Genomic DNA, 18,560 nt, shown 5'->3' on the forward strand with positions numbered 1-18,560 from the left:
TTTTATATTTGCACTCACAAAAAAAAGAACAGTGTTCATTTAGCGGATGTGATGTAATTGGTAGCCATGCCAGACTTAGGATCTGGTGCTGTGAGGCGTGGGGGTTCGAGTCCCTTCATCCGCACCATTTTTTAGGAATATTATTGTAGCTTTTACCAGCACATTTTTAAAAAATAGTATTGCGAAAATAGCTCAGCTGGTAGAGCACGACCTTGCCAAGGTCGGGGTCGCGGGTTCGAATCCCGTTTTTCGCTCAACCACTTGCCTTGGTGGTGGAATTGGTAGACACGCAGGACTTAAAATCCTGTGTCCGTAAGGATGTACGGGTTCAAGTCCCGTCCGAGGTACTTTAGACCCTCTGAATCGTTTGATTTCAGAGGGTTTTTTATTTTTAGTGTGGCTAAAAGAGTGGTTAAGGGATCAAGAGCAAAAGTTGGGGGCTAAGCAAAACTTTTATTGAGAAGTCAAAACATAAAACTTCTCTTTAGAATTTTCTATAAACAAAAAAATCAGCCAACAAAAAACCCATCTTGCGATGGGCTTATTTTATTCAAATTTCATAGTGATCGGAACTGCAAGGACTGATGGGACTGGAATACCATCTTTTTCGGCAGGTTTCCATTTTCCTTCATTCCTAATTTCATAAAGGGCAATTGTTGTTAAGAGATTAAATTCTCTATAATCACCTATAGCAGTAATGTTACTAATGTTACCTTGCTCATCTACCAGAAACCGAGCCATCGTTCTTACAATGCCATCTTCTAAGGTAACAGCGGAAGTATTGAAGTGCTGTGCAACCAAACCTCGAAAACCATTGATGCCAATTTCATATTCAGGAGGTGTTGTAAAATAATTTTGAAAGTGCATTACATCTACTTTTGGCTCCTCTTTTTGAATGACTTTTATCGCAAGTTCATAGCCTTCCAGCCTGTCCATAATGATCTTCACCTCTTCTTTTTTTCTTTCTACATTATAAACCTTTTCGTATTTTTCAGAGATCTCTTTAAATTTTTGGTTATAAGTGTTATCTAATTGTTCAATTTTCGAAAGTTGAGCGGAAGAAATAGAAAACGAAAGCGCGCTAAAAAAAATGATTGTCTTTTTCATTTATCTCTTCTTCATCGCTTTCGCAATATTCACAATCACTTTCACTGCTTTCTCCATTGATTCTAGGCAAACATATTCATAAGGACCATGGAAGTTAATTCCGCCCGCAAAAATGTTCGGACAAGGCAGTCCCATATAAGAGAGCTGTGCGCCGTCTGTCCCGCCTCGAATGGCTTTTATTTTCGGTTCGATATTCGCATCTTTCATCGCCTGTTCTGCAATATCTACAATATGCATTTTGCCTTCAAACTGCTGCTTCATGTTTCGGTATTGTTCTTTGATTTCAATTTCGGCAGTTCCAGCGCCAAATTTTTTGTTGAATTCTGCAACAACATTGATCATGAATTTTTTTCTTGTTTCAAACTTATCATTGTCGTGATCACGAATAATATATTGAATTTTTGCTTCTGAAACTTCAGATTTTAAATCCGTTAAATGATAAAAACCTTCAAATCCTTTTGTGGTGGAAGGTGTTTCGTTTTCTGGAAGCATTTTAATAAATTCTGCTGCCAATAAAGAAGCATTTATCATTTTGCCAATCGCATAACCGGGATGTACACTTAAGCCGTGAATTTTCACAACCGCCTCGGCTGCATTGAAGTTTTCATATTCTAATTCTCCCACTTCGCTACCATCCATGGTGTAAGCCCATTCTGCACCGAATTTCTTCACATCGAATTGATGTGCGCCTCTTCCGATTTCTTCATCTGGCGTAAATCCAATTGCAATTCTTCCGTGTTTAATTTCCGGATGTGCAAGTAAAAATTCGGCGGCTGTTACGATTTCTGCAATACCAGCTTTATCATCAGCACCGAGCAAAGAGGTTCCATCTGTGGTAATTAATGTTTTACCAACATAGTCTTTTAATGTTTCGAATTTTGTGGAAGAAAGGATAAATCCGGTTTCTTTGTTTAAAAGCAAATCACCGCCATCGTAATCATCCCAAATTTGCGGCTTCACATTTTCTCCATTAAAGTCTGGCGAAGTATCATAATGCGAAATAAATCCAACGACCGGTTCATTATCATTTTCTAGATTAGAAGGAACATAGGCGTAAATATAGCCGTGCTCATCCATCGAAACATCACTCAGCCCAAGCGCTTTTAATTCTTCGAAAATATATTTAGCAATATCCCATTGTTGTGGTGTAGAAGGCGTAGTGTCGCTTTCAGGATCACTGGTAGAATATATTTTTACATAATTAATAAAACGATTTTGTAATTTCAGTTTCCAGTCGAGATTAAAATCTATGGTAGTCATAAAATAGTATTTTTAACAAAGTTAGAATTTTAGCTTGAGGATAAGGTAAATTTTCAGTAAATATTTTTTAGTACTTTTATTATTAGTCATGTTTTAATTTGTTGATATATAGGCGATTAGAGTTAAATTGGTTTTTTTGATTATTTTTTAAAGTTTTGGTATATTTGAGAAAATCAAAAAATAGAAATGTTTCTAACTGAATGTCCACGAGATGCAATGCAAGGTTGGGGTGAATTGATCCCGACTCAAAAAAAAATCGACTATATTAATTCATTAATGGAGGTGGGATTTGATGTCCTGGATTGCGGTAGTTTTGTTTCGCCAAAAGCAATTCCTCAGATGGCAGATTCAGGAACGGTAATTGATGAAATTGATAAAGGAGTTTCGAATACAAAACTTTCTGTAATTGTTGCAAATTACCGCGGAGCTGAGAAAGCTCTGGGACATCAAGCTGTTGATATTCTAGGTTTTCCTTTTTCTATTTCTGAAACTTTTCAATATCGGAATACCAATAAAAATCAAGAAGAAGCCTTTAACGATATTAAAAAGATAACCCAGCTTTTAGAATCCGATGGGCGTACTTTGAACGTTTATTTTTCGATGGCTTTCGGAAATCCTTATGGCGAAATTTGGAAGGCGACAGATGTTGATTATTGGGCTCAAAGATTTGCCGATATCGGGATTAAAAATATTTTACTTTCAGATACCACAGGAACTGGCACGCTGGGACAAATAGAATTGCTTTTCAAAACCATTCCAACAAAATATCCAAATATCGACTTTGGAGGGCATTTTCATAACCGCTCTGAAGATTCTTATAAAAAATTAAAAGCTGCGTATGATAATGGTTGTCGCAGATTCGATTCTGCCATCAAAGGAATCGGCGGCTGTCCGATGGCGAAAGATGATCTGGTCGGAAATATGCCGACTGAGCAGGTGATTAATTTTATGGCCTTAGAAAAAATCGAGCATTCATTAAATTTACTCAATTTCGAAAATGCTTATAATAAAGCAAAAGATATTTTTCATTTTTAAAATAACTTTATGAATAAATCCCTACCCCTATTAATTATTTTTTTTAGTTTTTTTATAAATGCTCAAACCAATGATGTTTCTGAATTAAGAAATATTAATAAAAAATATGATTCTATTTTAATTGAGTATCAAATAAAAGCAAAAGATTCACTTGCAAGTTTGCCAAAGAAAGAACGGGATAAGATAATGGCGCAACATGAGAAAACAGTAAATGAAGAAAGACGAAATTTGGAATTTGCATTACTTGAAAAAATCAAATTGAATGAAACGGAGGCGAGTAAAAATCCAGTTATAAAGCAAAATTTAAAATGCAAAAATGATGGAACTCCATTTCAAATGCCAAGTTTTGATAAAAAGAGCAATTATAAACCGACGAAATCTAAAGAGGTTAAATCAGAAACTGAATTTTCGGGAGATTTAAATAGTATTGTAACATTCACAATTACAGAAAATGGAATTATTAATAATGTTAGAGCAAAAGGCAACAATGCTGAATTCAATAGAGAATTAGAACTGACATTTTATAAGATTGAGAAAAAATGGACACCATTATGTATTGGTGGAATAGCAACTACAAATAATTTTCGAATGCCTGTAACAATGAAATTTAATTAAATTATTATGACTTCAAAAATAACTTACCTTAGTGATTTGCGGTGCGAATCCGAGCATCTGCAGTCAGGATCGAAAATTTTCACCGATGCTCCCACCGACAATCATGGCAAAGGAGAAGCTTTTTCGCCCACGGATCTTTGCGCAACTTCTCTGGTGCAGTGTATGTTGACAACGATTGCGATTTTAGGAAAAGACAAAGGAATTGTCATTGATGGTTCTTATGGCGAAATCCAAAAAAATATGAATCCCAAACCGAGAAAAATTGCAGAAATCGTTTGCGACCTGTATTTTAAAGGGAACTTTTCGGATAGTGAAAAGGAGTTCATCAAAGAAACTGCGATGAACTGTCCGGTTGCATTGTCACTGAGTTCTGAGGTAAAAAAAACAGTCAGTTTTAATTATTCAGCATAGTCTGTTTCTGGATTTCTATCATTTCGAAAAAGCCAGAATTTTAAAAAAAGTATTTGTTTTTAAGAGCTGATTAATAGCAGGTTATAAATTATAGTTTGTGATGAACTTTTGTTATCTTTATATCAAAATAACACAGATTATGACTTCAACAATTACCTATTTGGGCGACTTTAAAATAGTTTCGCAACATGAGAAATCGGGTGCTACAATTGAAACCTGCGCTCCATTAAGAGAAGGCGGTACTTCAGAATTATTTTCCCCTTCTGATATTTTCGGAATATCTTACGGCCAATCGATGTTAATGGCGGTGGCGGTTTTGGGTGAGCCCAGAGGAATCTTCATCACCGGAGCCACCTGTGAACTGAAAAAATCAACCCATCCCGAACCGAAGAGAATAGGAACGATTTTCTGCATCGTGAGAATTCCGGGAAAGTTTACGGATAGAGAAAAGGAATTTATAAAAGAAACAGCACTGAACTGTCCTGTGGCACTATCCATACATCCCAATGTTCAGAAAACAGTAATGTTTGAGTTCGAAGGATAAACTTTATAAATAATGAATGCCGGAAATTTCCAGCATTTTTTTTTAGAACATTCCCAATTCAAATCTGGCTTCTTCGCTCATCATGTCTTTGTTCCAGGAAGGTTCAAAGGTGAGTTCCAAATCAACTTCGGTAACATCTTCAACTTCGGTGACGCGCTCCCGAACTTCTGCAGGTAAACTTTCTGCAACGGGGCAATTGGGCGTTGTTAAAGTCATAATTACTTTTACTTTACCTTCGTCCGAAATTTGTACGTCATAGATTAATCCTAATTCATAAATGTCTACTGGAATTTCTGGATCATAAACGGTTTTCAGGGCTGTTATGATGTTTTCGCCAATTTCGGCAATTTTGTCGTCTGTATATTTCATTTACTTTTGGGACGTTTAATTTTCACTTTTTTCTAATAAATCTTCCTGACGCATACGCCGAAAAACATTTGCCAAAGTTAAGACATCTTTTTCACAATATTGAACGATTCTAAATAAGTCTTTCTCTATATAATAAATTGATGCGACCATTGAACCATCAATATCGTCTTTTGGAGTTGGAATACCAAAGAGATGAGCCAATAATTCTAAGGAAATAAACGATTTATAATCACCGAATTTCCAAAGTTCCATAGTGTCGAGATGTGCTATTTCCCAAGGTTTCTTTCCGAACATTTGAAAAGGAATCGGAGGTTGCATTCCGTTAATTAAAAACCGTCTTGCAATCCAGGGAAAGTCGAATTCTTTGCCGTTGTGCGCACACAAAATAACATCCCGAAGTTTTGGTCTGTTAAAAATTTCTCCAAATTCTTCCAGCAGTTTTTTTTCATCGTCTCCGTAGAAACTTTTAATCGTCAGCTTGCCGTTTTTTTCTAATATTCCGACAGAGATACAAATTATTTTGCCGAATTCTGCCATGATTCCGCCTCTTTCTCGGTAATACTCTTCTGCGGTGATTTCTTCTTTTCGTTGGAATCTAGTTTTTTTATCCCAGAGTTTTTGCGTCGATTCATTTAAATCTTGCCAAGTCCCAAATTGTGGAACGGTTTCAATATCGAGAAATAGTACTTTTTCTAAAGGGATATTTTGAATCATGATTGTGTATTTAAATGAATATTAATAGAAGAAGAACTTAATTTTTAAATTTTATTGAAATCTTAAAAATTCAGAAGAATGATTCTCTTAACGACTCAATTCTTAATGTTAAAAATGATGAAATCACCCAACCTGAAACCCATTTTCCACAGGAAGCGAAGTCGAAAGAAGCGTAACTTCCTTATTTTCACCATAAACGCCTAGAACCAAGCATTCACTGAAAAAGTTGGCAATTTGTTTTTTAGGGAAATTCACAACCGCCAAAATTTGTTTCCCGATGAGGTTTTCTTTCATATATAATTCGGTGATTTGTGCGGAAGTTTTTTTAATTCCTAAATCACCAAAATCAATTTCTAATTGATAAGACGGATTTCTCGCTTTTGGAAAATCAGAAACGGAAACGATAGTTCCAGTTCTGATATCAATTTTTTCGAAATCTTGCCAAGATATTTCCGGTTTAATGTTCATTAAAAAATCAAAATTTATTTTTTTACAGAAACAATATAATCGTAAACCATTTGATGTTGTGCATCATTTAACTTTGCTTTCGAAGCCATCGAGTTCATAATTCCTACCCAATTTTGTGCGGAATGATCTGTTGGGCTTGGTAAGTCATGACATTTACCACAGGAATTATCGAAAACAATTTTGCCTTGTGCGAGATGTTCTGCAGTCATCACTTTTGTTCCTGTAACTGCAGATTTTGGGCTACAAGAATACATGGATCCTATCGCACCAAATGCAGCAATTAAAAGAGTGTAAACAGGGCTTGCGTAACCTTTTCTGAAATTTGCTTTTTTCATTATTATAATTTGTAATTGATTTATTCATTCAAAAATAAGTAAATTTCTTCTTAGATTTGTTTTAGTCTTAAAAAATTAAGGCAATTGTAATACATTAGGAAACTTTTTCTGAAATTTAATAGGTAAAAGAATTGTATTTTTGAATCAATGAAAACTCTTTCAAACCAAGATTTGATAAATGGAATACGGTCCGGCGACAAACGATTGCTCGGAAAAGCAATTACTTTGGTGGAAAGTAAAAAAACAGAACATCGGGAGCAAGCAGAAGAACTTTTAAAAGCAATATTACCCTTTACGGGAAAATCAATCAGAATAGGGATTACTGGAGTTCCTGGTGCGGGGAAATCAACCTTCATTGAAAGTTTTGGGAAATTGGCGATTCAGCAGGGGAAAAAAGTGGCAGTTTTAGCAATTGATCCAAGTTCTTCTTTAAACAAAGGATCTATTTTAGGTGACAAAACCAAAATGGAAGAATTGGCGAAGGAAAAAAATGCTTTCATTCGACCGAGTCCAACTTCGGGATTTTTAGGTGGAGTAGCCAACGCTACTTTTGAAACGATGCTGATTTGCGAGGCTGCAGGTTATGATTTTATTTTGATAGAAACCGTGGGAGTTGGTCAAAGTGAAGTGTTGGTCGCTGATATTACTGATGTTTTTTTATTTTTGAAGATTATTGGTGGCGGCGATGAACTTCAAGGCATTAAACGCGGAATTATGGAAATGGTGGATTTGATTTTCATCAATAAAGTAGAAGAAGAAAACCGCCTCAAAGCAAAAAATACGAAAGTAGATTTAATGCGCGCACTTCATTTTTTACCCTCAAAGGAAAAAAATTGGAAAGTACCCGTTCTCCTTGGCTCAGCTTTGAATAATACTGGACTGGAAGAGGTTTATGAAAAAATTCAAGAATTTACTGACTTAAAAATCTTGAATCATTCTTTTGAAGGAACTCGAAAAAAACAAGCAGAAAAACGTTTTGATTATTGGGTGCAAGTATATATTTTACAGAAAACCAAGTCCGATCAATCAACTGAAACCTTTTACGAAGAACATAAAAAAAATGCCTCTGAACTGAAATCAAATCCAAGTACAGAAGCAAAAGTTTTTGTTGAAAAATTATTAAAAAAATAAGTTATTTTTTTGCTGCTGCGTTCGCCGTAATATAGCCATCATAAGAAATCGGTTGTCTGTCATTGGAATCAATGGAAACATAAGCTTTCCCATTTGTGAAAACTTGCATATTAATTGTCCTGATATTTTGCTGATCATTGGTAATTATTGTAAATATGGAGCTTCCTTTCTTTCCGTCCTTTTTATTGATTGTAAAATCTTTGGATGTAAATCGGAAGGAGTTTTTACTGGGATCCATATTTGAGGTGTACATTCGACCGAAGTAGGGTAAAGTGACCTCTAATTTGTCTTTCCTAATCTCAATCGTATAACCAGAATCTAAATTTAGCATTTGAGACGAACTTCCATTGGGTAGGGAGTTTATAATATTGATAACATCTAAGTTATTTGGATTTGCATGCTCTGCGACAAAAGTAAATTCATTGGATTGTAATAAGGAAGTAATGTTTGCAGGAGCGATATTGCTTTGGGTGCTGCAAGATAATGCAAGAGTAAGAGTTAAAACTGCAATAAATATTTTGGTTAATTTTTTCATTTTATTTTTTTGTATTCATGCAAAAATTATGCAATATTGTATATTAAATTTCATTTGGAATAAAAATTGTTTAAAACTTTAAAATCAATAGATAAAACTATGAAAAATATTAACAAAATATTAAGTATCGGTATGGTGTCTGCAATGATGATTGCTTGTACAACCAATCCAATTACTGGGCGTAGATCTTTACAATTAGCAAATAATCAAGAGATTTCTGCAATGGCGCTTCAGCAATATAAACAGGCGCTATCAGAGGCGAAAGTTATTTCGGGAACAACACAAGCAAAGAGTGTTCAGAATGTTGGCGTAAGAATAAAAAATGCAGCAAACAACTATTACCGAGGAATTGGTAGAGAAGGTGATCTTGCAAATTACCAGTGGGAATTTAATTTACTCGATGATAAACAAATTAATGCTTGGTGTATGCCTGGTGGTAAAGTTGCAGTTTATACGGGTATTATGCCGATTACTAAATCCGATGCAGGTTTAGCTGTAGTTCTGGGTCATGAAATTTCCCACGCACTTGCTGGTCATGGAAATGAGAGAATTTCCCAAGCCATGATTGCAGAATATGGTGGTGCAATTTTAGGAAGTACAATTTCTAATGGTCAGTTAGCGTCAATCTTCCAACAAGCCTATCCATTGGGTGCTCAAGTAGCTTTACTAAAATATGGGAGAAGTCAGGAGTTAGAAGCAGATGAGATGGGACTTTATTTAATGGCAATGGCTGGTTATGATCCAAGAGAAGCACAGCCTTTCTGGCAAAGAATGGAGGCTGCTTCTACAGGAAATAGGGTTCCAGAGTTTCTTTCAACTCACCCAAATCCGGATACCCGAAGAGCAGATTTAGAAAAACATATGTCGAAAGCTTTAGAATATTACAAAGCCGCTGGTGGTAAAGTATAATACTTTTAACAACCATAACGTAACCTTTCCTTATTTTTCATAAATTTGGGAAGGTTTTTTAATTATACCACTATGAAAAATTTAACATTTATAGGTTTTCTGCTTCTTGGTTTAGCATTTTTGCTTTATTATATATTGCCACAATTTTCTTTCATAAAACTTTTTGAACCGATTAATTTAATGGGTATTCTCGCCGGAATCGGAATTGGTTTAATCATCGGAGGTATTGTAGGATATATCAGTAAAGGAACCGCATTGAAACAAGAGCAAAAAAGGAAAGAGTTCATCCAGCTTCGAAAAGAAAAAGAAGATTTGGAAAAGCAAGCCGCAGAATTGGCGAAACAACAAACAGTAGATTATACATCAACAGATAATAAAAATCCTCCGAATTATTAATTCAGAGGATTTTTATTATTTCTTTTAAAGTTTTTATTAAAACTCATAGCCTAAACCTACCATAAATAAACTTGGTCGGCTGTCGTAACGAATCGTTTCACTAGAACCACCGATTCTCGTACCAACGAAGTCTCTTTGATCTTTTGTGAACGCACCTTCGTATTTAGCATTTACAATCAATTTTTGAAGTTGAACTTGCGCTCCGAATTGGTACCCAACTGTAAAGTCTTTGGCAGCATTTTCTTTAAAATCATTAAATTGATCATCAGTTGAAAGATTGTAAGACGCAACAGGACCTACAAAAATCCCTAAGTTATCTCCTAAAAGACGATATCCCAAAAGAACCGGCACATCAATACGATTGCTCTTCGCTTCTAGAGTAGTGTTAGATTCTGGAACATCAAATTCACTTTTGAAAGTAGTATAATAGATTTCGGGCATTAAAAATAATGATGCAGGTAAATTTACTTTCGCAGAAAGACCAACATTGAAGCCAGCATTGTTTTTTCCAGAATCATTGTATGCGCCTAATGCGCTACCTTTGATGTTTTCCCAAGAAGGGCTGTCTGTTTTGAAAAGCAAATTGGCTTTTGCTGCAAATTTTATCTGTGCAGAAGTTAGTACACTTGCACCAATTAATGCGATACTAAATAATTTATTCATTAGAATGGGGTTTTGTAATTATATTGTCAATTGAGGTTTTGTTTGTTTTCATGAAATACTCTCGTAATTCTTTGAATAACTCCGATGAATAAACGAAATCGATAAGGTTTTTATTGCCTGCATTGATCAGGATGTCTTTGTTGCCTTCCCATTCCTTTATCCCAAGACGGAGATATACAATTTTCTCGCCAATTGTCATCACCGAGTTCATATCGTGGGAATTAATAATGGTTGTGGTATTGTATTCTTTGGTGATTTCTAAAAGTAAATCATCGATAATATTAGAAGTATAAGGATCTAATCCAGAATTGGGCTCATCACAAAAAAGGTATTTTGGATTGTTAACAATTGCTCTAGCAATGGCAACTCTTTTTTGCATTCCACCAGAAATTTCGGAAGGATATTTTCGATTGGCTTTTTCTAAATGCACGCGGCCAATAACATCGAAAACTCTTCTTTTCTTTTCTCTGAAAGTGAGGTTGGTAAACATATCCAAAGGGAAAGTAATATTTTCTTCTACGGTCATTGAGTCAAAAAGGGCACTTCCTTGAAAGACCGTGCCTATTTCAGAACGAAGTTGCTGTTTTTCATCCCGAGACATATTATTAATGTTTCTGCCATCAAACAATATTTCGCCAGAGGTTGGTTGGTAAACATTAAGTAAACTCTTTAGAAATACTGTTTTTCCTGAACCGCTCTGCCCGATGATGAGGTTTACTTTCCCTGTCTCGAAGGTTGTTGTAATTCCTTTTAATACTTCAACTTCATCGAATTTTTTCTTTAAATCTTTTACTTCAATCATTAGCTAAGGAACATTTGAGTTAATATTAAGTTCATAATAATAATAGCGACAATTGTCCATACGACAGCTTGGGTACTTGCACGACCAACTTCTAGCGAGCCTCCTTTTACATTATAACCAAAATAGGCTGGGATTGTTGCAATTAAAAAAGCGAATACTGCTGTTTTGAAAAATGCATACCAGATAAAATGCTGGGGCATATACATTTGAATTCCAGTGATGTAATCTGCTTTGCTCCAGCTGCCTGTTGCAGTTCCAGCCAAATATCCTCCCCAGATTCCAAAAACAATACTAATTGCAATGAGTAAAGGATTAAAAATTACACTTGCTAAAATTTTAGGTAAAATTAGAAAGTTAGGAGAATTAACTCCCATAATATCTAAAGCATCAATCTGTTCGGTAACCCGCATGGTCCCAATGCTTGATGCAATATAGGAACCAACTTTACCCGCCAAAATAACCGATATAATGGTTGGCGCAAATTCTAAAATAAGAACAACTTTGGTTGCATAACCAATAAAAGCATTTGGGATCGGAAATGATGACGCACTGAAATTATTGAACATTTGAATCGCTACAACTGCTCCTACGAAAGTGGAGGTAAAGAGAACCAATCCGAAAGAATTAACCCCGAGATCATAAATCTCACGCATGAATAATTTACCAAATATCGATGCCTTTTGGGGCTTTTTTAACGTTTTTGATAAGAGAAAGAAATATGCGCCGACTTGGCTCAAAAGATTTTTTAACATGCTGCAAAATTAGTGTTTTTTATTTTTTAATAGGGCTTTAATTGGCATTCTTATCTCCGCCGATAACTAAAAAAATGGTTTTAAAAATAATAACCAAGTCCAAACTTAATGTCCAGTTTTTTACGTAAAATGCATCAGCAAGAATTCTTTTTTGCATTTTCATATCGACATCACCGGTGTCACCACGCAATCCGTTTACCTGAGCCATACCAGTGATACCAGGTCTTACTAGACTTCGGATGGAGTAACGCCCAATTTTTAATTTGTAAAAATCATCAACCAAAAGCATGTGAGGTCTGGGACCAACTACCGACATTTCGCCTTTTAAAACATTTAAAAATTGCGGCATTTCATCTAAACTTGTCTTTCGAAGAAATTTACCGATTTTGGTTATTCGCTTGTCGTTTTCTTCCGTTGTTTTTCGTGCAGAATCGCCATTAATATACATAGTGCGAAATTTAATACAGTTAAAAACTTCGTCGTGATAACCATATCTTTTTTGAACGAAGAATACAGGACCCTTGCCATTTAATTTAATTAATAATGCAATAATCGGAAATAGCCAAGTGCATATCAATACCAATATTAAAAAGGAAAATAAGAGATCAAATGTCCGTTTCAATACAATATTAGTTAAGTAATCCAGCGGGAATTTAGATTGTACCAAAATAGGTTGGGTTTCGGTGTATTCTAAATCATATTGAAAGAAATTATTTTCTATTACGCTGGGAATTAAAGAGATACGGACTTTGTGTTTTTCTGCTAATCCGTGAACTTCAGAATCCTGCTCTTTACTGTAATTTTTGAACTCTGTCGAAATATACATGGTGTGAATCCCATTTTCTTTCCAGAATGCGACTAGCTTTTCAAAATTTAATTGATCTACATTTGGATAATCATGAATTTTGAAACCATAATCTTTTCGTTCTGTTAAAATATTTTTTAATATTTCTGATGAGGAGTCATTGGATAGAAACATGATATTTCGGTAGTTAAGACCTAAAGTTCTAATATATTTTAGAGTAAAGAAAAGTGTTGATTTGATGAGCAATAAAAGTATAAATAAACTTAGCGCAACTAAAAATCGGTCTTGCTGCAGAAATTCATTATTACTTACTTTCCCTAATAAAATAACCCCAAAAATGAAAATGAAAATATGCGTAACCAATCGTTCCAAATAAATGGTATAGGTAATATTTCGAGCTACAGAGTAAAGTTTCGTTCTGCTGCTGAGTAGAACCCAATAGAAAATAAGTAAGATAATCGATAATATATTTTGTTCCGAGGCTTCTTCTGAAAAAAGCTGATCATTATTTCTCAGAAAGAAATACACAAAAACAGCCGCTATCACAAAGACATCGAGCAGAATAAAACTGGTTTTGAAATATCGGGAATATCGAATTCTTTGCATATTGCATTTTAATTAGAAAGTAAATCTAATATAATTTATGGAATATTCAAATATTTATGAGTTTGTACCGATGCTTGCCATCTCGGATTTGCCAATATAAAATCGGTTATTTTGGGATAAATTTCGTCTCTTTTGCTCCATTCACTTTGAAGATATAGAACACAGTTTTCTGAAACTTTCGCCGCTTGTTCTTCCGCAAATTTGAAATCACTATTATTAAAAATAATCATTTTCAATTCATTGGCTTTGGCATAAATTGCTGGTTTTGGTAAACCAGTTTTTTTAGGAGAAAGGGTAATCCAATCTAAGGTTCCAGACATTTCATAAGCTCCAGAAGTTTCGATATGAATTTCACAACCGAGCTCTTTTAGCCTATTCGTTAAAATTTCTAAATTCCACATCAAGGGCTCACCGCCTGTTAAAACAATGGTTTTGCAAAAACTCGCTGCGGTTTCTGCGATTTCCTCGGTATTCATCAAAGGATGTAGATTGGGATCCCAACTTTCTTTCACATCACACCAGTGACAGCCTACATCGCAGCCTCCTAATCTAATAAAATATGCGGCTTTTCCAGTGTGCGCACCTTCGCCTTGTAAGGTGTAAAAATGCTCCATCACGGGGAGCATTTTACCTTGTTTTAGTAAAATGTTTTCTTCTTCGTTAATCATTATATACTGAAGTTTTATACGCTAAAATTGTATTTTTCATCAACATGGCTCTCGTCATTGGACCTACTCCGCCTGGGACTGGCGTGATCCAACTTGCTTTTTCTTTACAACTTTCAAAATCGACATCGCCCACCAATTTGTATCCTTTTTCAGATTGATCTTCAACACGAGTAATTCCTACATCAATGATGATCGCACCTGCTTTAATCATATCTGCTTTTAAGAAATTGGGATCGCCCAAAGCGGTAATGATGATGTCTGCATTTCTGGTGAATTCTTCTATATGAGGCGTATAAGAGTGGGTAAGCGTTACCGTTGAATTTCCAGGGAAATCTTTTCTGCCCATTAGAATACTCATTGGTTTTCCTACGATTCGACTTCTGCCAATAACTACACAGTGTTTTCCTTTGGTGTCGATATGATATCTTTCTAATAAAGTCAAAATCCCAAATGGAGTTGCTGGTAAAAAGGTATCCATTTCCAAAGCCATTTTCCCGAAATTTTCGGGGTGAAAACCATCTACATCTTTTCTTGGATCTATTGCCATGATGATTTTTTCTTGGTCAATTTGTTTTGGTAAAGGCAGCTGAACGATGAATCCATCAACATCTTTGGATTGATTAAGTTCATCAATTTTTTCTAAAAGTTCAGCTTCTGAAACCGTACTTGGAAAATCTACCAATGAAGATTTGAAACCAACTTCTTGGCAATCCTTAATTTTGTTATTCACATAAGTCATGCTCGCTCCGTTTTTTCCGACCAAAATTGCAACCAAATGCGGTGGTCTTCTTTTGGCTGCAACGATTTTGTCAACATCTGCGCGAATTTCTTTTTTAATTTCTTGCGAAACTTTCAGCCCGTCGAGAATTTGTGCCATTTTACTTTTTACTTTAAGATTTATTTAAGATTTACTTTTTTCTTTAAAATAATTCATCAAACCATTTGTAGAAGAATCGTGAGAAGAAATAACTTCTTGGTTTTCAAGTTGCGCAAGAATTTTTCCTGCCAAAACTTTTCCTAATTCCACCCCAAATTGATCGAAACTGAAAATATTCCAAATGATGCCTTGAACAAAAATTTTATGTTCATACAATGCAATTAATTGTCCCAACGAAAATGGAGTTAATTCATTGAATAATAATGAGTTGGCAGGGGTGTTTCCGTGGAAGGACTTATAGTTAACCAATCTTTCAATTTTCTCTTCTGAAAGACCAGATTTTTCTAAATCAGCTCTTGCTTCTGCTTGTGTTTTCCCAAAAGCCAATGCTTCGGTTTGGGCAAAAAAGTTCGCCAATAATTTTTCTTGGTGATCAGAAACCACGTTGCAAGATTTCACATAAGCAATAAAATCTGCCGGAATTAATTCTGTTCCTTGATGGATCAATTGGTAAAATGCGTGTTGACCGTTTGTTCCAGGTTCTCCCCAAATAATTGGACCCGTTTCATAGTCCACGAAATGTCCATTTCTATCGACACATTTTCCATTACTTTCCATATCACCTTGTTGCAAATACGCCGGAAAACGGTCCAAATATTGGGAATAAGGTAAAATTGCGTACGTTCCCGCATCGAAGAAATTGCGATACCAAATTCCAGTAAGTGCCATTAAAACAGGAACATTTTCTTTAAAATCTGCGGTTTTGAAATGAATATCAGTTTCATTCGCTCCTTTTAATAATTGTTCGAAATTTTCATAACCAACATAAAGTACGATGCTTAAACCAATTGCGCTCCAAAGAGAATATCTTCCACCGACCCAATCCCAGAATTCGAAAATATTTTCTTCTGCAATTCCGAACGCTTTAACTGATTGAATATTAGTAGATAATGCCACAAAGTGTTTTTCGACATCTTCCTGTTTTCCGCTTTTCAAAAACCAATCTTTTGCAGAAGTAGCATTGGTCATCGTTTCCTGAGTGGTAAAAGTTTTTGAGGCAATGATAAAGAGCGTTGTTTCCGGATTCAAATTTTTGAGAACTTCCGCAATGTGATTTCCATCAACATTCGAAACGAAATGAACTTCCAGTCGTGTTTTAAAATGTTTCAAAGCCGAGCAAACCATAACCGGTCCCAAATCAGAACCTCCAATTCCGATATTCACAACATCGGTAATTTCTTTGCCCGAAAAACCTTTGTGTTCCCCAGAAATAATTTTCTCGGAAAAGGTTTTCATTTGGTTTAAAACTTTTCTAATCGCAGGTTTTATGTTTTCACCATCGACCAAAATTTCTTGATCTGAAAAATCTCTCAATGCGGTATGCAAAACTGCTCTTCCTTCTGTTTCATTGATTTTGTCACCAGAAAACATTTTTTCAATCGCTGTTTTAACTTCGCATTCTTCCGCTAAATTTTGCAAAAGTTCGAACGTTTTTGCATCGATTAAATTTTTAGAATAATCAAAAAGATAATCTTTTCGCTGAACCGAAAATTGATTAAATCGTTGCGGATTATATTGGAAAAGAGTTCGCAATTCGAAATCGTTTTGGGCAAAATGTTCGTGAAGATTTTTCCAAGCGGTGGTGTGGGTAGGATTTATTTTAGGTAACATTTTAGAGATTTTAAATGAGAAATTTTAAACTTTGAAGTTTCTGAAATAATTGCAAATTTACGGAAAATAAAACCTCCGAGAAAATAACGATCGTTGATTTTCAAGTGGTTTTCTGCCAAGATTTTTGGTCTGGGTTTTTACTCCTAATTATTTTTTTCTTCGACGGATAAAATAAAGAACAAGCGGAAAAAGATGTTAAATGTTGATGATTTGATAACTGTTTTTTATTGATGATAATTAAATCAAATCTCTATTTAAGTTTTTTGTAAATAGTATTTAAATTACAAATGGTTAATTTTCAACTGAAAATCCCTTTCAATTTGTGCTTGTTATCAAACAAAATCCAAAGTAAAATTATAAATAAAAACACAGCAATTCCAATTCCGGCTCCAGCTGGGTCAACCGTGAAATTTTGAGCCAAGATGCCCACCATTACTGGTAAAAGTACAATTGCTCCCAAAGTTCTGGTTTTCGGAAAGAGTGCTAATAATCCGCCAATTGCTTCAATGATTCCAACTAATGGTAGAATCCATGGAACTACCATCAATGCTGCGAAAACTTTTTTGGTTTCTTCGGGAAGTTCGGGTGTGGGCATGTAATGAAAAAACTCGTTAAGACCCGCATTAATGAAGGCTAAAGCGAATAATGTAAAAAGGATTGTTTTTAGAATTTTCATGATTTTATATTTTTGTAAAATCAAATTTACTGAATTATTCTTTTTCTTCTAAAGTAATATTTTTTGATATTTTGTATTTTTTACGAATTTTTTTCATTTTCGTTTCTTCACCTAAAACTTTTCCCCACGGTTGCAGACCTTCAACTCTTTCAAAAATAATTTTTAGAATTGCTAAAAAAGGAATACTTAAAAACATACCGGAAATCCCCCATAATTCTTCACCAATTAATAGTCCGATAAATGTAAAGAGTGCATTGATTTTTACTTTTGAACCCACTACCAGTGGAAGAGTTATATTACCGTCTATCAAATGAATAATCAAATAGCCAATTAAAACAAAAAGCGTGTTATTGCCTCCAGTTGCAAAAGAAATTAAACAAGCGATTAAACTGGATAATAAAATTCCAATGTAGGGAATCACGTTCAGCAAACCGGTTAAGACTCCTAAAAGAATGGCATATTTTACTCCTAAAACTGAAAGTAAAATACTTGTTAAACTACTGACAATAATAAATTGAATAAATAATCCGAAAATATAATTCTTGATGATTTTTTGAATTTCGCTAATTGCTTCATTTACTTTTTCGAAATGTTGGTTTTGAAATATCGAAATAGTGAACTGGTATAAAATCCGACGATAATTTAATATGAAAATAAAAAATAAAGCACTGAAAAGAAAAAAAGCCATCGTTGATGAAAACATCGTAACGGTAAATCCTAAAATGAGTCCGGTTGAAGAAAGTAATTGCTCTAATGCCTGATTGATATAACTCATTTGTTTGGCAAAATTCAGATGGAAAGTGTGTGAAACCCAAATTTGCAAATCATTAAATGATCGTGAAACTTGCTCTTTCAAAACAGGAAAATCATTTGTAAAATCACTTAATTGTGCTGAAAAAAAGTACACTAATCCAGTTAAAAAAAGCAACATCATGAAAAGAGATGAAAATGTAGAAATGGTTCTTGAGAACCACAGTTTTCTTTCCAGAAAATTTGCAAACGGAAGAAATAATAATGCCATTAAAATCGAAAAAAAGAGTGGTGCTAAAATACCTTTACCGATTTTAGCTAAATATCCTAAAGCCAAAATACTGATCAGTACCAAGGCTAATTTCGCAATAAAAGGAAGTTTAATATCTTTCATATCACAAAAATAACGATAATTTTTCTTTTTTTTAATGCAAAACGCTTCAAAATAAATTGAAGCGTTT

23 protein-coding genes and 3 tRNA genes are annotated in these 18,560 nt (G+C 34.6%); 10 read left to right on the top strand and 16 right to left on the bottom strand.

The features are described from left to right. Window positions 1-42: 42 nt before the first annotated feature. The 3 genes from WBY99_RS00065 to WBY99_RS00075 all read left to right on the top strand — a co-directional run bounded on the left by WBY99_RS00065 (window position 43) and on the right by WBY99_RS00075 (window position 347). Window positions 43-127 (top strand) — tRNA-Leu (locus WBY99_RS00065). A 54-nt stretch (window positions 128-181) separates the two neighbouring features. Further along, window positions 182-254: transfer RNA gene (locus tag WBY99_RS00070), tRNA-Gly, on the top strand. Window positions 255-263: 9 nt separating this feature from the next. Continuing rightward, a tRNA-Leu gene (locus WBY99_RS00075) sits at window positions 264-347 on the top strand. A gap of 199 nt (window positions 348-546) precedes the next feature. On the opposite strand, the gene WBY99_RS00080 is transcribed toward WBY99_RS00075, so the two are convergent. Next, window positions 547-1,107, bottom strand: coding sequence for a hypothetical protein (locus WBY99_RS00080; RefSeq protein ID WP_423974324.1), 561 nt, complete (start codon window positions 1,105-1,107; stop codon window positions 547-549). After that, entirely contained in the window at window positions 1,108-2,367 is a 1,260-nt protein-coding gene (gene pepT, locus WBY99_RS00085; RefSeq protein WP_423974325.1) for a peptidase T, read from the bottom strand. A gap of 186 nt (window positions 2,368-2,553) precedes the next feature. Here pepT and WBY99_RS00090 point away from each other — a divergent pair, with 186 nt between their 5' ends. The 4 genes from WBY99_RS00090 to WBY99_RS00105 all read left to right on the top strand — a co-directional run bounded on the left by WBY99_RS00090 (window position 2,554) and on the right by WBY99_RS00105 (window position 4,972). Continuing rightward, window positions 2,554-3,402 (top strand): hydroxymethylglutaryl-CoA lyase, encoded by an 849-nt coding sequence (locus WBY99_RS00090; protein ID WP_423974326.1) that lies wholly within the window; start codon window positions 2,554-2,556, stop codon window positions 3,400-3,402. Window positions 3,403-3,411: 9 nt separating this feature from the next. Then, window positions 3,412-4,017: a hypothetical protein gene (locus WBY99_RS00095; RefSeq protein WP_423974327.1), complete on the top strand. Its 606-nt coding sequence runs from the start codon at window positions 3,412-3,414 to the stop codon at window positions 4,015-4,017. Between the two features lie 6 nt (window positions 4,018-4,023). Further along, window positions 4,024-4,428 (top strand): OsmC family protein, encoded by a 405-nt coding sequence (locus tag WBY99_RS00100; protein WP_423974328.1) that lies wholly within the window; start codon window positions 4,024-4,026, stop codon window positions 4,426-4,428. A 139-nt stretch (window positions 4,429-4,567) separates the two neighbouring features. After that, window positions 4,568-4,972, top strand: a complete 405-nt coding sequence (locus WBY99_RS00105) for an OsmC family protein (RefSeq protein ID WP_423974329.1) — start codon at window positions 4,568-4,570, stop codon at window positions 4,970-4,972. 42 nt (window positions 4,973-5,014) lie between these two features. Here WBY99_RS00105 and WBY99_RS00110 read toward each other — a convergent pair whose 3' ends face one another. The 4 genes from WBY99_RS00110 to WBY99_RS00125 form a co-directional block, all read right to left on the bottom strand. Beyond that, a complete protein-coding gene (locus WBY99_RS00110) occupies window positions 5,015-5,341 on the bottom strand; it encodes an SUF system Fe-S cluster assembly protein (RefSeq protein WP_423974330.1) in 327 nt (108 codons plus the stop codon). A gap of 15 nt (window positions 5,342-5,356) precedes the next feature. Beyond that, entirely contained in the window at window positions 5,357-6,055 is a 699-nt protein-coding gene (locus WBY99_RS00115) for a 3'-5' exonuclease (RefSeq protein WP_423974331.1), read from the bottom strand. A 123-nt stretch (window positions 6,056-6,178) separates the two neighbouring features. Then, window positions 6,179-6,523, bottom strand: coding sequence for a tRNA-binding protein (locus tag WBY99_RS00120; protein WP_423974332.1), 345 nt, complete (start codon window positions 6,521-6,523; stop codon window positions 6,179-6,181). A 14-nt stretch (window positions 6,524-6,537) separates the two neighbouring features. Continuing rightward, window positions 6,538-6,858, bottom strand: coding sequence for a cytochrome C (locus WBY99_RS00125; protein ID WP_423974333.1), 321 nt, complete (start codon window positions 6,856-6,858; stop codon window positions 6,538-6,540). A gap of 147 nt (window positions 6,859-7,005) precedes the next feature. On the opposite strand from WBY99_RS00125, the gene meaB reads away from it, so the two are divergent. Next, window positions 7,006-7,989: a methylmalonyl Co-A mutase-associated GTPase MeaB gene (meaB, locus tag WBY99_RS00130; RefSeq protein ID WP_423974334.1), complete on the top strand. Its 984-nt coding sequence runs from the start codon at window positions 7,006-7,008 to the stop codon at window positions 7,987-7,989. A 1-nt stretch (window position 7,990) separates the two neighbouring features. On the opposite strand, the gene WBY99_RS00135 is transcribed toward meaB, so the two are convergent. Next, window positions 7,991-8,524 carry a DUF4251 domain-containing protein gene (locus WBY99_RS00135; RefSeq protein WP_423974335.1) on the bottom strand — a complete coding sequence of 178 codons (534 nt, stop codon included), beginning with the start codon at window positions 8,522-8,524 and terminating at the stop codon, window positions 7,991-7,993. Between the two features lie 99 nt (window positions 8,525-8,623). Here WBY99_RS00135 and WBY99_RS00140 point away from each other — a divergent pair, with 99 nt between their 5' ends. Then, window positions 8,624-9,433 carry a M48 family metallopeptidase gene (locus WBY99_RS00140; protein ID WP_423974336.1) on the top strand — a complete coding sequence of 270 codons (810 nt, stop codon included), beginning with the start codon at window positions 8,624-8,626 and terminating at the stop codon, window positions 9,431-9,433. A 72-nt stretch (window positions 9,434-9,505) separates the two neighbouring features. Then, window positions 9,506-9,829, top strand: a complete 324-nt coding sequence (locus WBY99_RS00145) for a hypothetical protein (RefSeq protein WP_423974337.1) — start codon at window positions 9,506-9,508, stop codon at window positions 9,827-9,829. A gap of 36 nt (window positions 9,830-9,865) precedes the next feature. Here the strand turns inward: WBY99_RS00145 and WBY99_RS00150 are convergent, their stop codons facing one another. From WBY99_RS00150 to WBY99_RS00190, 9 genes are all read right to left on the bottom strand, one after another. Further along, entirely contained in the window at window positions 9,866-10,492 is a 627-nt protein-coding gene (locus tag WBY99_RS00150) for an outer membrane beta-barrel protein (protein WP_423974338.1), read from the bottom strand. Further along, window positions 10,485-11,294, bottom strand: coding sequence for an ABC transporter ATP-binding protein (locus WBY99_RS00155; protein ID WP_423974339.1), 810 nt, complete (start codon window positions 11,292-11,294; stop codon window positions 10,485-10,487). Before WBY99_RS00155 ends, WBY99_RS00150 begins: the two co-directional genes overlap by 8 nt. Then, window positions 11,294-12,046 (bottom strand): MlaE family ABC transporter permease, encoded by a 753-nt coding sequence (locus WBY99_RS00160; RefSeq protein WP_423974340.1) that lies wholly within the window; start codon window positions 12,044-12,046, stop codon window positions 11,294-11,296. The genes WBY99_RS00155 and WBY99_RS00160 overlap by 1 nt, the downstream gene beginning before the upstream one ends. 37 nt (window positions 12,047-12,083) lie before the next feature. Beyond that, window positions 12,084-13,457: an exopolysaccharide biosynthesis polyprenyl glycosylphosphotransferase gene (locus WBY99_RS00165; protein WP_423974341.1), complete on the bottom strand. Its 1,374-nt coding sequence runs from the start codon at window positions 13,455-13,457 to the stop codon at window positions 12,084-12,086. A 35-nt stretch (window positions 13,458-13,492) separates the two neighbouring features. Further along, window positions 13,493-14,125 carry a 7-carboxy-7-deazaguanine synthase QueE gene (locus tag WBY99_RS00170; protein WP_423974342.1) on the bottom strand — a complete coding sequence of 211 codons (633 nt, stop codon included), beginning with the start codon at window positions 14,123-14,125 and terminating at the stop codon, window positions 13,493-13,495. Beyond that, window positions 14,118-15,002 carry a bifunctional 5,10-methylenetetrahydrofolate dehydrogenase/5,10-methenyltetrahydrofolate cyclohydrolase gene (locus tag WBY99_RS00175; protein WP_423974343.1) on the bottom strand — a complete coding sequence of 295 codons (885 nt, stop codon included), beginning with the start codon at window positions 15,000-15,002 and terminating at the stop codon, window positions 14,118-14,120. Before WBY99_RS00175 ends, WBY99_RS00170 begins: the two co-directional genes overlap by 8 nt. Before the next feature lie 24 nt (window positions 15,003-15,026). Beyond that, a complete protein-coding gene (pgi, locus tag WBY99_RS00180) occupies window positions 15,027-16,673 on the bottom strand; it encodes a glucose-6-phosphate isomerase (protein WP_423974344.1) in 1,647 nt (548 codons plus the stop codon). A 298-nt stretch (window positions 16,674-16,971) separates the two neighbouring features. Beyond that, entirely contained in the window at window positions 16,972-17,349 is a 378-nt protein-coding gene (locus tag WBY99_RS00185; RefSeq protein WP_423974345.1) for a DoxX family membrane protein, read from the bottom strand. 34 nt (window positions 17,350-17,383) lie between these two features. Beyond that, on the bottom strand, window positions 17,384-18,493 hold the full coding sequence (locus WBY99_RS00190) for an AI-2E family transporter (protein ID WP_423974346.1): 1,110 nt from the start codon (window positions 18,491-18,493) through the stop codon (window positions 17,384-17,386). Window positions 18,494-18,560 lie beyond the last annotated feature (67 nt).

It is taken from the genome of Kaistella sp., assembly GCF_049588135.1.
Taxonomy (GTDB): Bacteria; Bacteroidota; Bacteroidia; order Flavobacteriales; family Weeksellaceae; genus Kaistella.

Bases quoted from the DNA above. Each gene is read 5' to 3' on its own strand.
- WBY99_RS00080 (WP_423974324.1), bottom strand. From the start codon at position 1,107: ATGAAAAAGACAATCATTTTTTTTAGCGCGCTTTCGTTTTCTATTTCT.
- pepT (WP_423974325.1), bottom strand. From the start codon at position 2,367: ATGACTACCATAGATTTTAATCTCGACTGGAAACTGAAATTACAAAAT.
- WBY99_RS00090 (WP_423974326.1), top strand. From the start codon at position 2,554: ATGTTTCTAACTGAATGTCCACGAGATGCAATGCAAGGTTGGGGTGAA.
- WBY99_RS00095 (WP_423974327.1), top strand. From the start codon at position 3,412: ATGAATAAATCCCTACCCCTATTAATTATTTTTTTTAGTTTTTTTATA.
- WBY99_RS00100 (WP_423974328.1), top strand. From the start codon at position 4,024: ATGACTTCAAAAATAACTTACCTTAGTGATTTGCGGTGCGAATCCGAG.
- WBY99_RS00105 (WP_423974329.1), top strand. From the start codon at position 4,568: ATGACTTCAACAATTACCTATTTGGGCGACTTTAAAATAGTTTCGCAA.
- WBY99_RS00110 (WP_423974330.1), bottom strand. From the start codon at position 5,341: ATGAAATATACAGACGACAAAATTGCCGAAATTGGCGAAAACATCATA.
- WBY99_RS00115 (WP_423974331.1), bottom strand. From the start codon at position 6,055: ATGATTCAAAATATCCCTTTAGAAAAAGTACTATTTCTCGATATTGAA.
- WBY99_RS00120 (WP_423974332.1), bottom strand. From the start codon at position 6,523: ATGAACATTAAACCGGAAATATCTTGGCAAGATTTCGAAAAAATTGAT.
- WBY99_RS00125 (WP_423974333.1), bottom strand. From the start codon at position 6,858: ATGAAAAAAGCAAATTTCAGAAAAGGTTACGCAAGCCCTGTTTACACT.
- meaB (WP_423974334.1), top strand. From the start codon at position 7,006: ATGAAAACTCTTTCAAACCAAGATTTGATAAATGGAATACGGTCCGGC.
- WBY99_RS00135 (WP_423974335.1), bottom strand. From the start codon at position 8,524: ATGAAAAAATTAACCAAAATATTTATTGCAGTTTTAACTCTTACTCTT.
- WBY99_RS00140 (WP_423974336.1), top strand. From the start codon at position 8,624: ATGAAAAATATTAACAAAATATTAAGTATCGGTATGGTGTCTGCAATG.
- WBY99_RS00145 (WP_423974337.1), top strand. From the start codon at position 9,506: ATGAAAAATTTAACATTTATAGGTTTTCTGCTTCTTGGTTTAGCATTT.
- WBY99_RS00150 (WP_423974338.1), bottom strand. From the start codon at position 10,492: ATGAATAAATTATTTAGTATCGCATTAATTGGTGCAAGTGTACTAACT.
- WBY99_RS00155 (WP_423974339.1), bottom strand. From the start codon at position 11,294: ATGATTGAAGTAAAAGATTTAAAGAAAAAATTCGATGAAGTTGAAGTA.
- WBY99_RS00160 (WP_423974340.1), bottom strand. From the start codon at position 12,046: ATGTTAAAAAATCTTTTGAGCCAAGTCGGCGCATATTTCTTTCTCTTA.
- WBY99_RS00165 (WP_423974341.1), bottom strand. From the start codon at position 13,457: ATGCAAAGAATTCGATATTCCCGATATTTCAAAACCAGTTTTATTCTG.
- WBY99_RS00170 (WP_423974342.1), bottom strand. From the start codon at position 14,125: ATGATTAACGAAGAAGAAAACATTTTACTAAAACAAGGTAAAATGCTC.
- WBY99_RS00175 (WP_423974343.1), bottom strand. From the start codon at position 15,002: ATGGCACAAATTCTCGACGGGCTGAAAGTTTCGCAAGAAATTAAAAAA.
- pgi (WP_423974344.1), bottom strand. From the start codon at position 16,673: ATGTTACCTAAAATAAATCCTACCCACACCACCGCTTGGAAAAATCTT.
- WBY99_RS00185 (WP_423974345.1), bottom strand. From the start codon at position 17,349: ATGAAAATTCTAAAAACAATCCTTTTTACATTATTCGCTTTAGCCTTC.
- WBY99_RS00190 (WP_423974346.1), bottom strand. From the start codon at position 18,493: ATGAAAGATATTAAACTTCCTTTTATTGCGAAATTAGCCTTGGTACTG.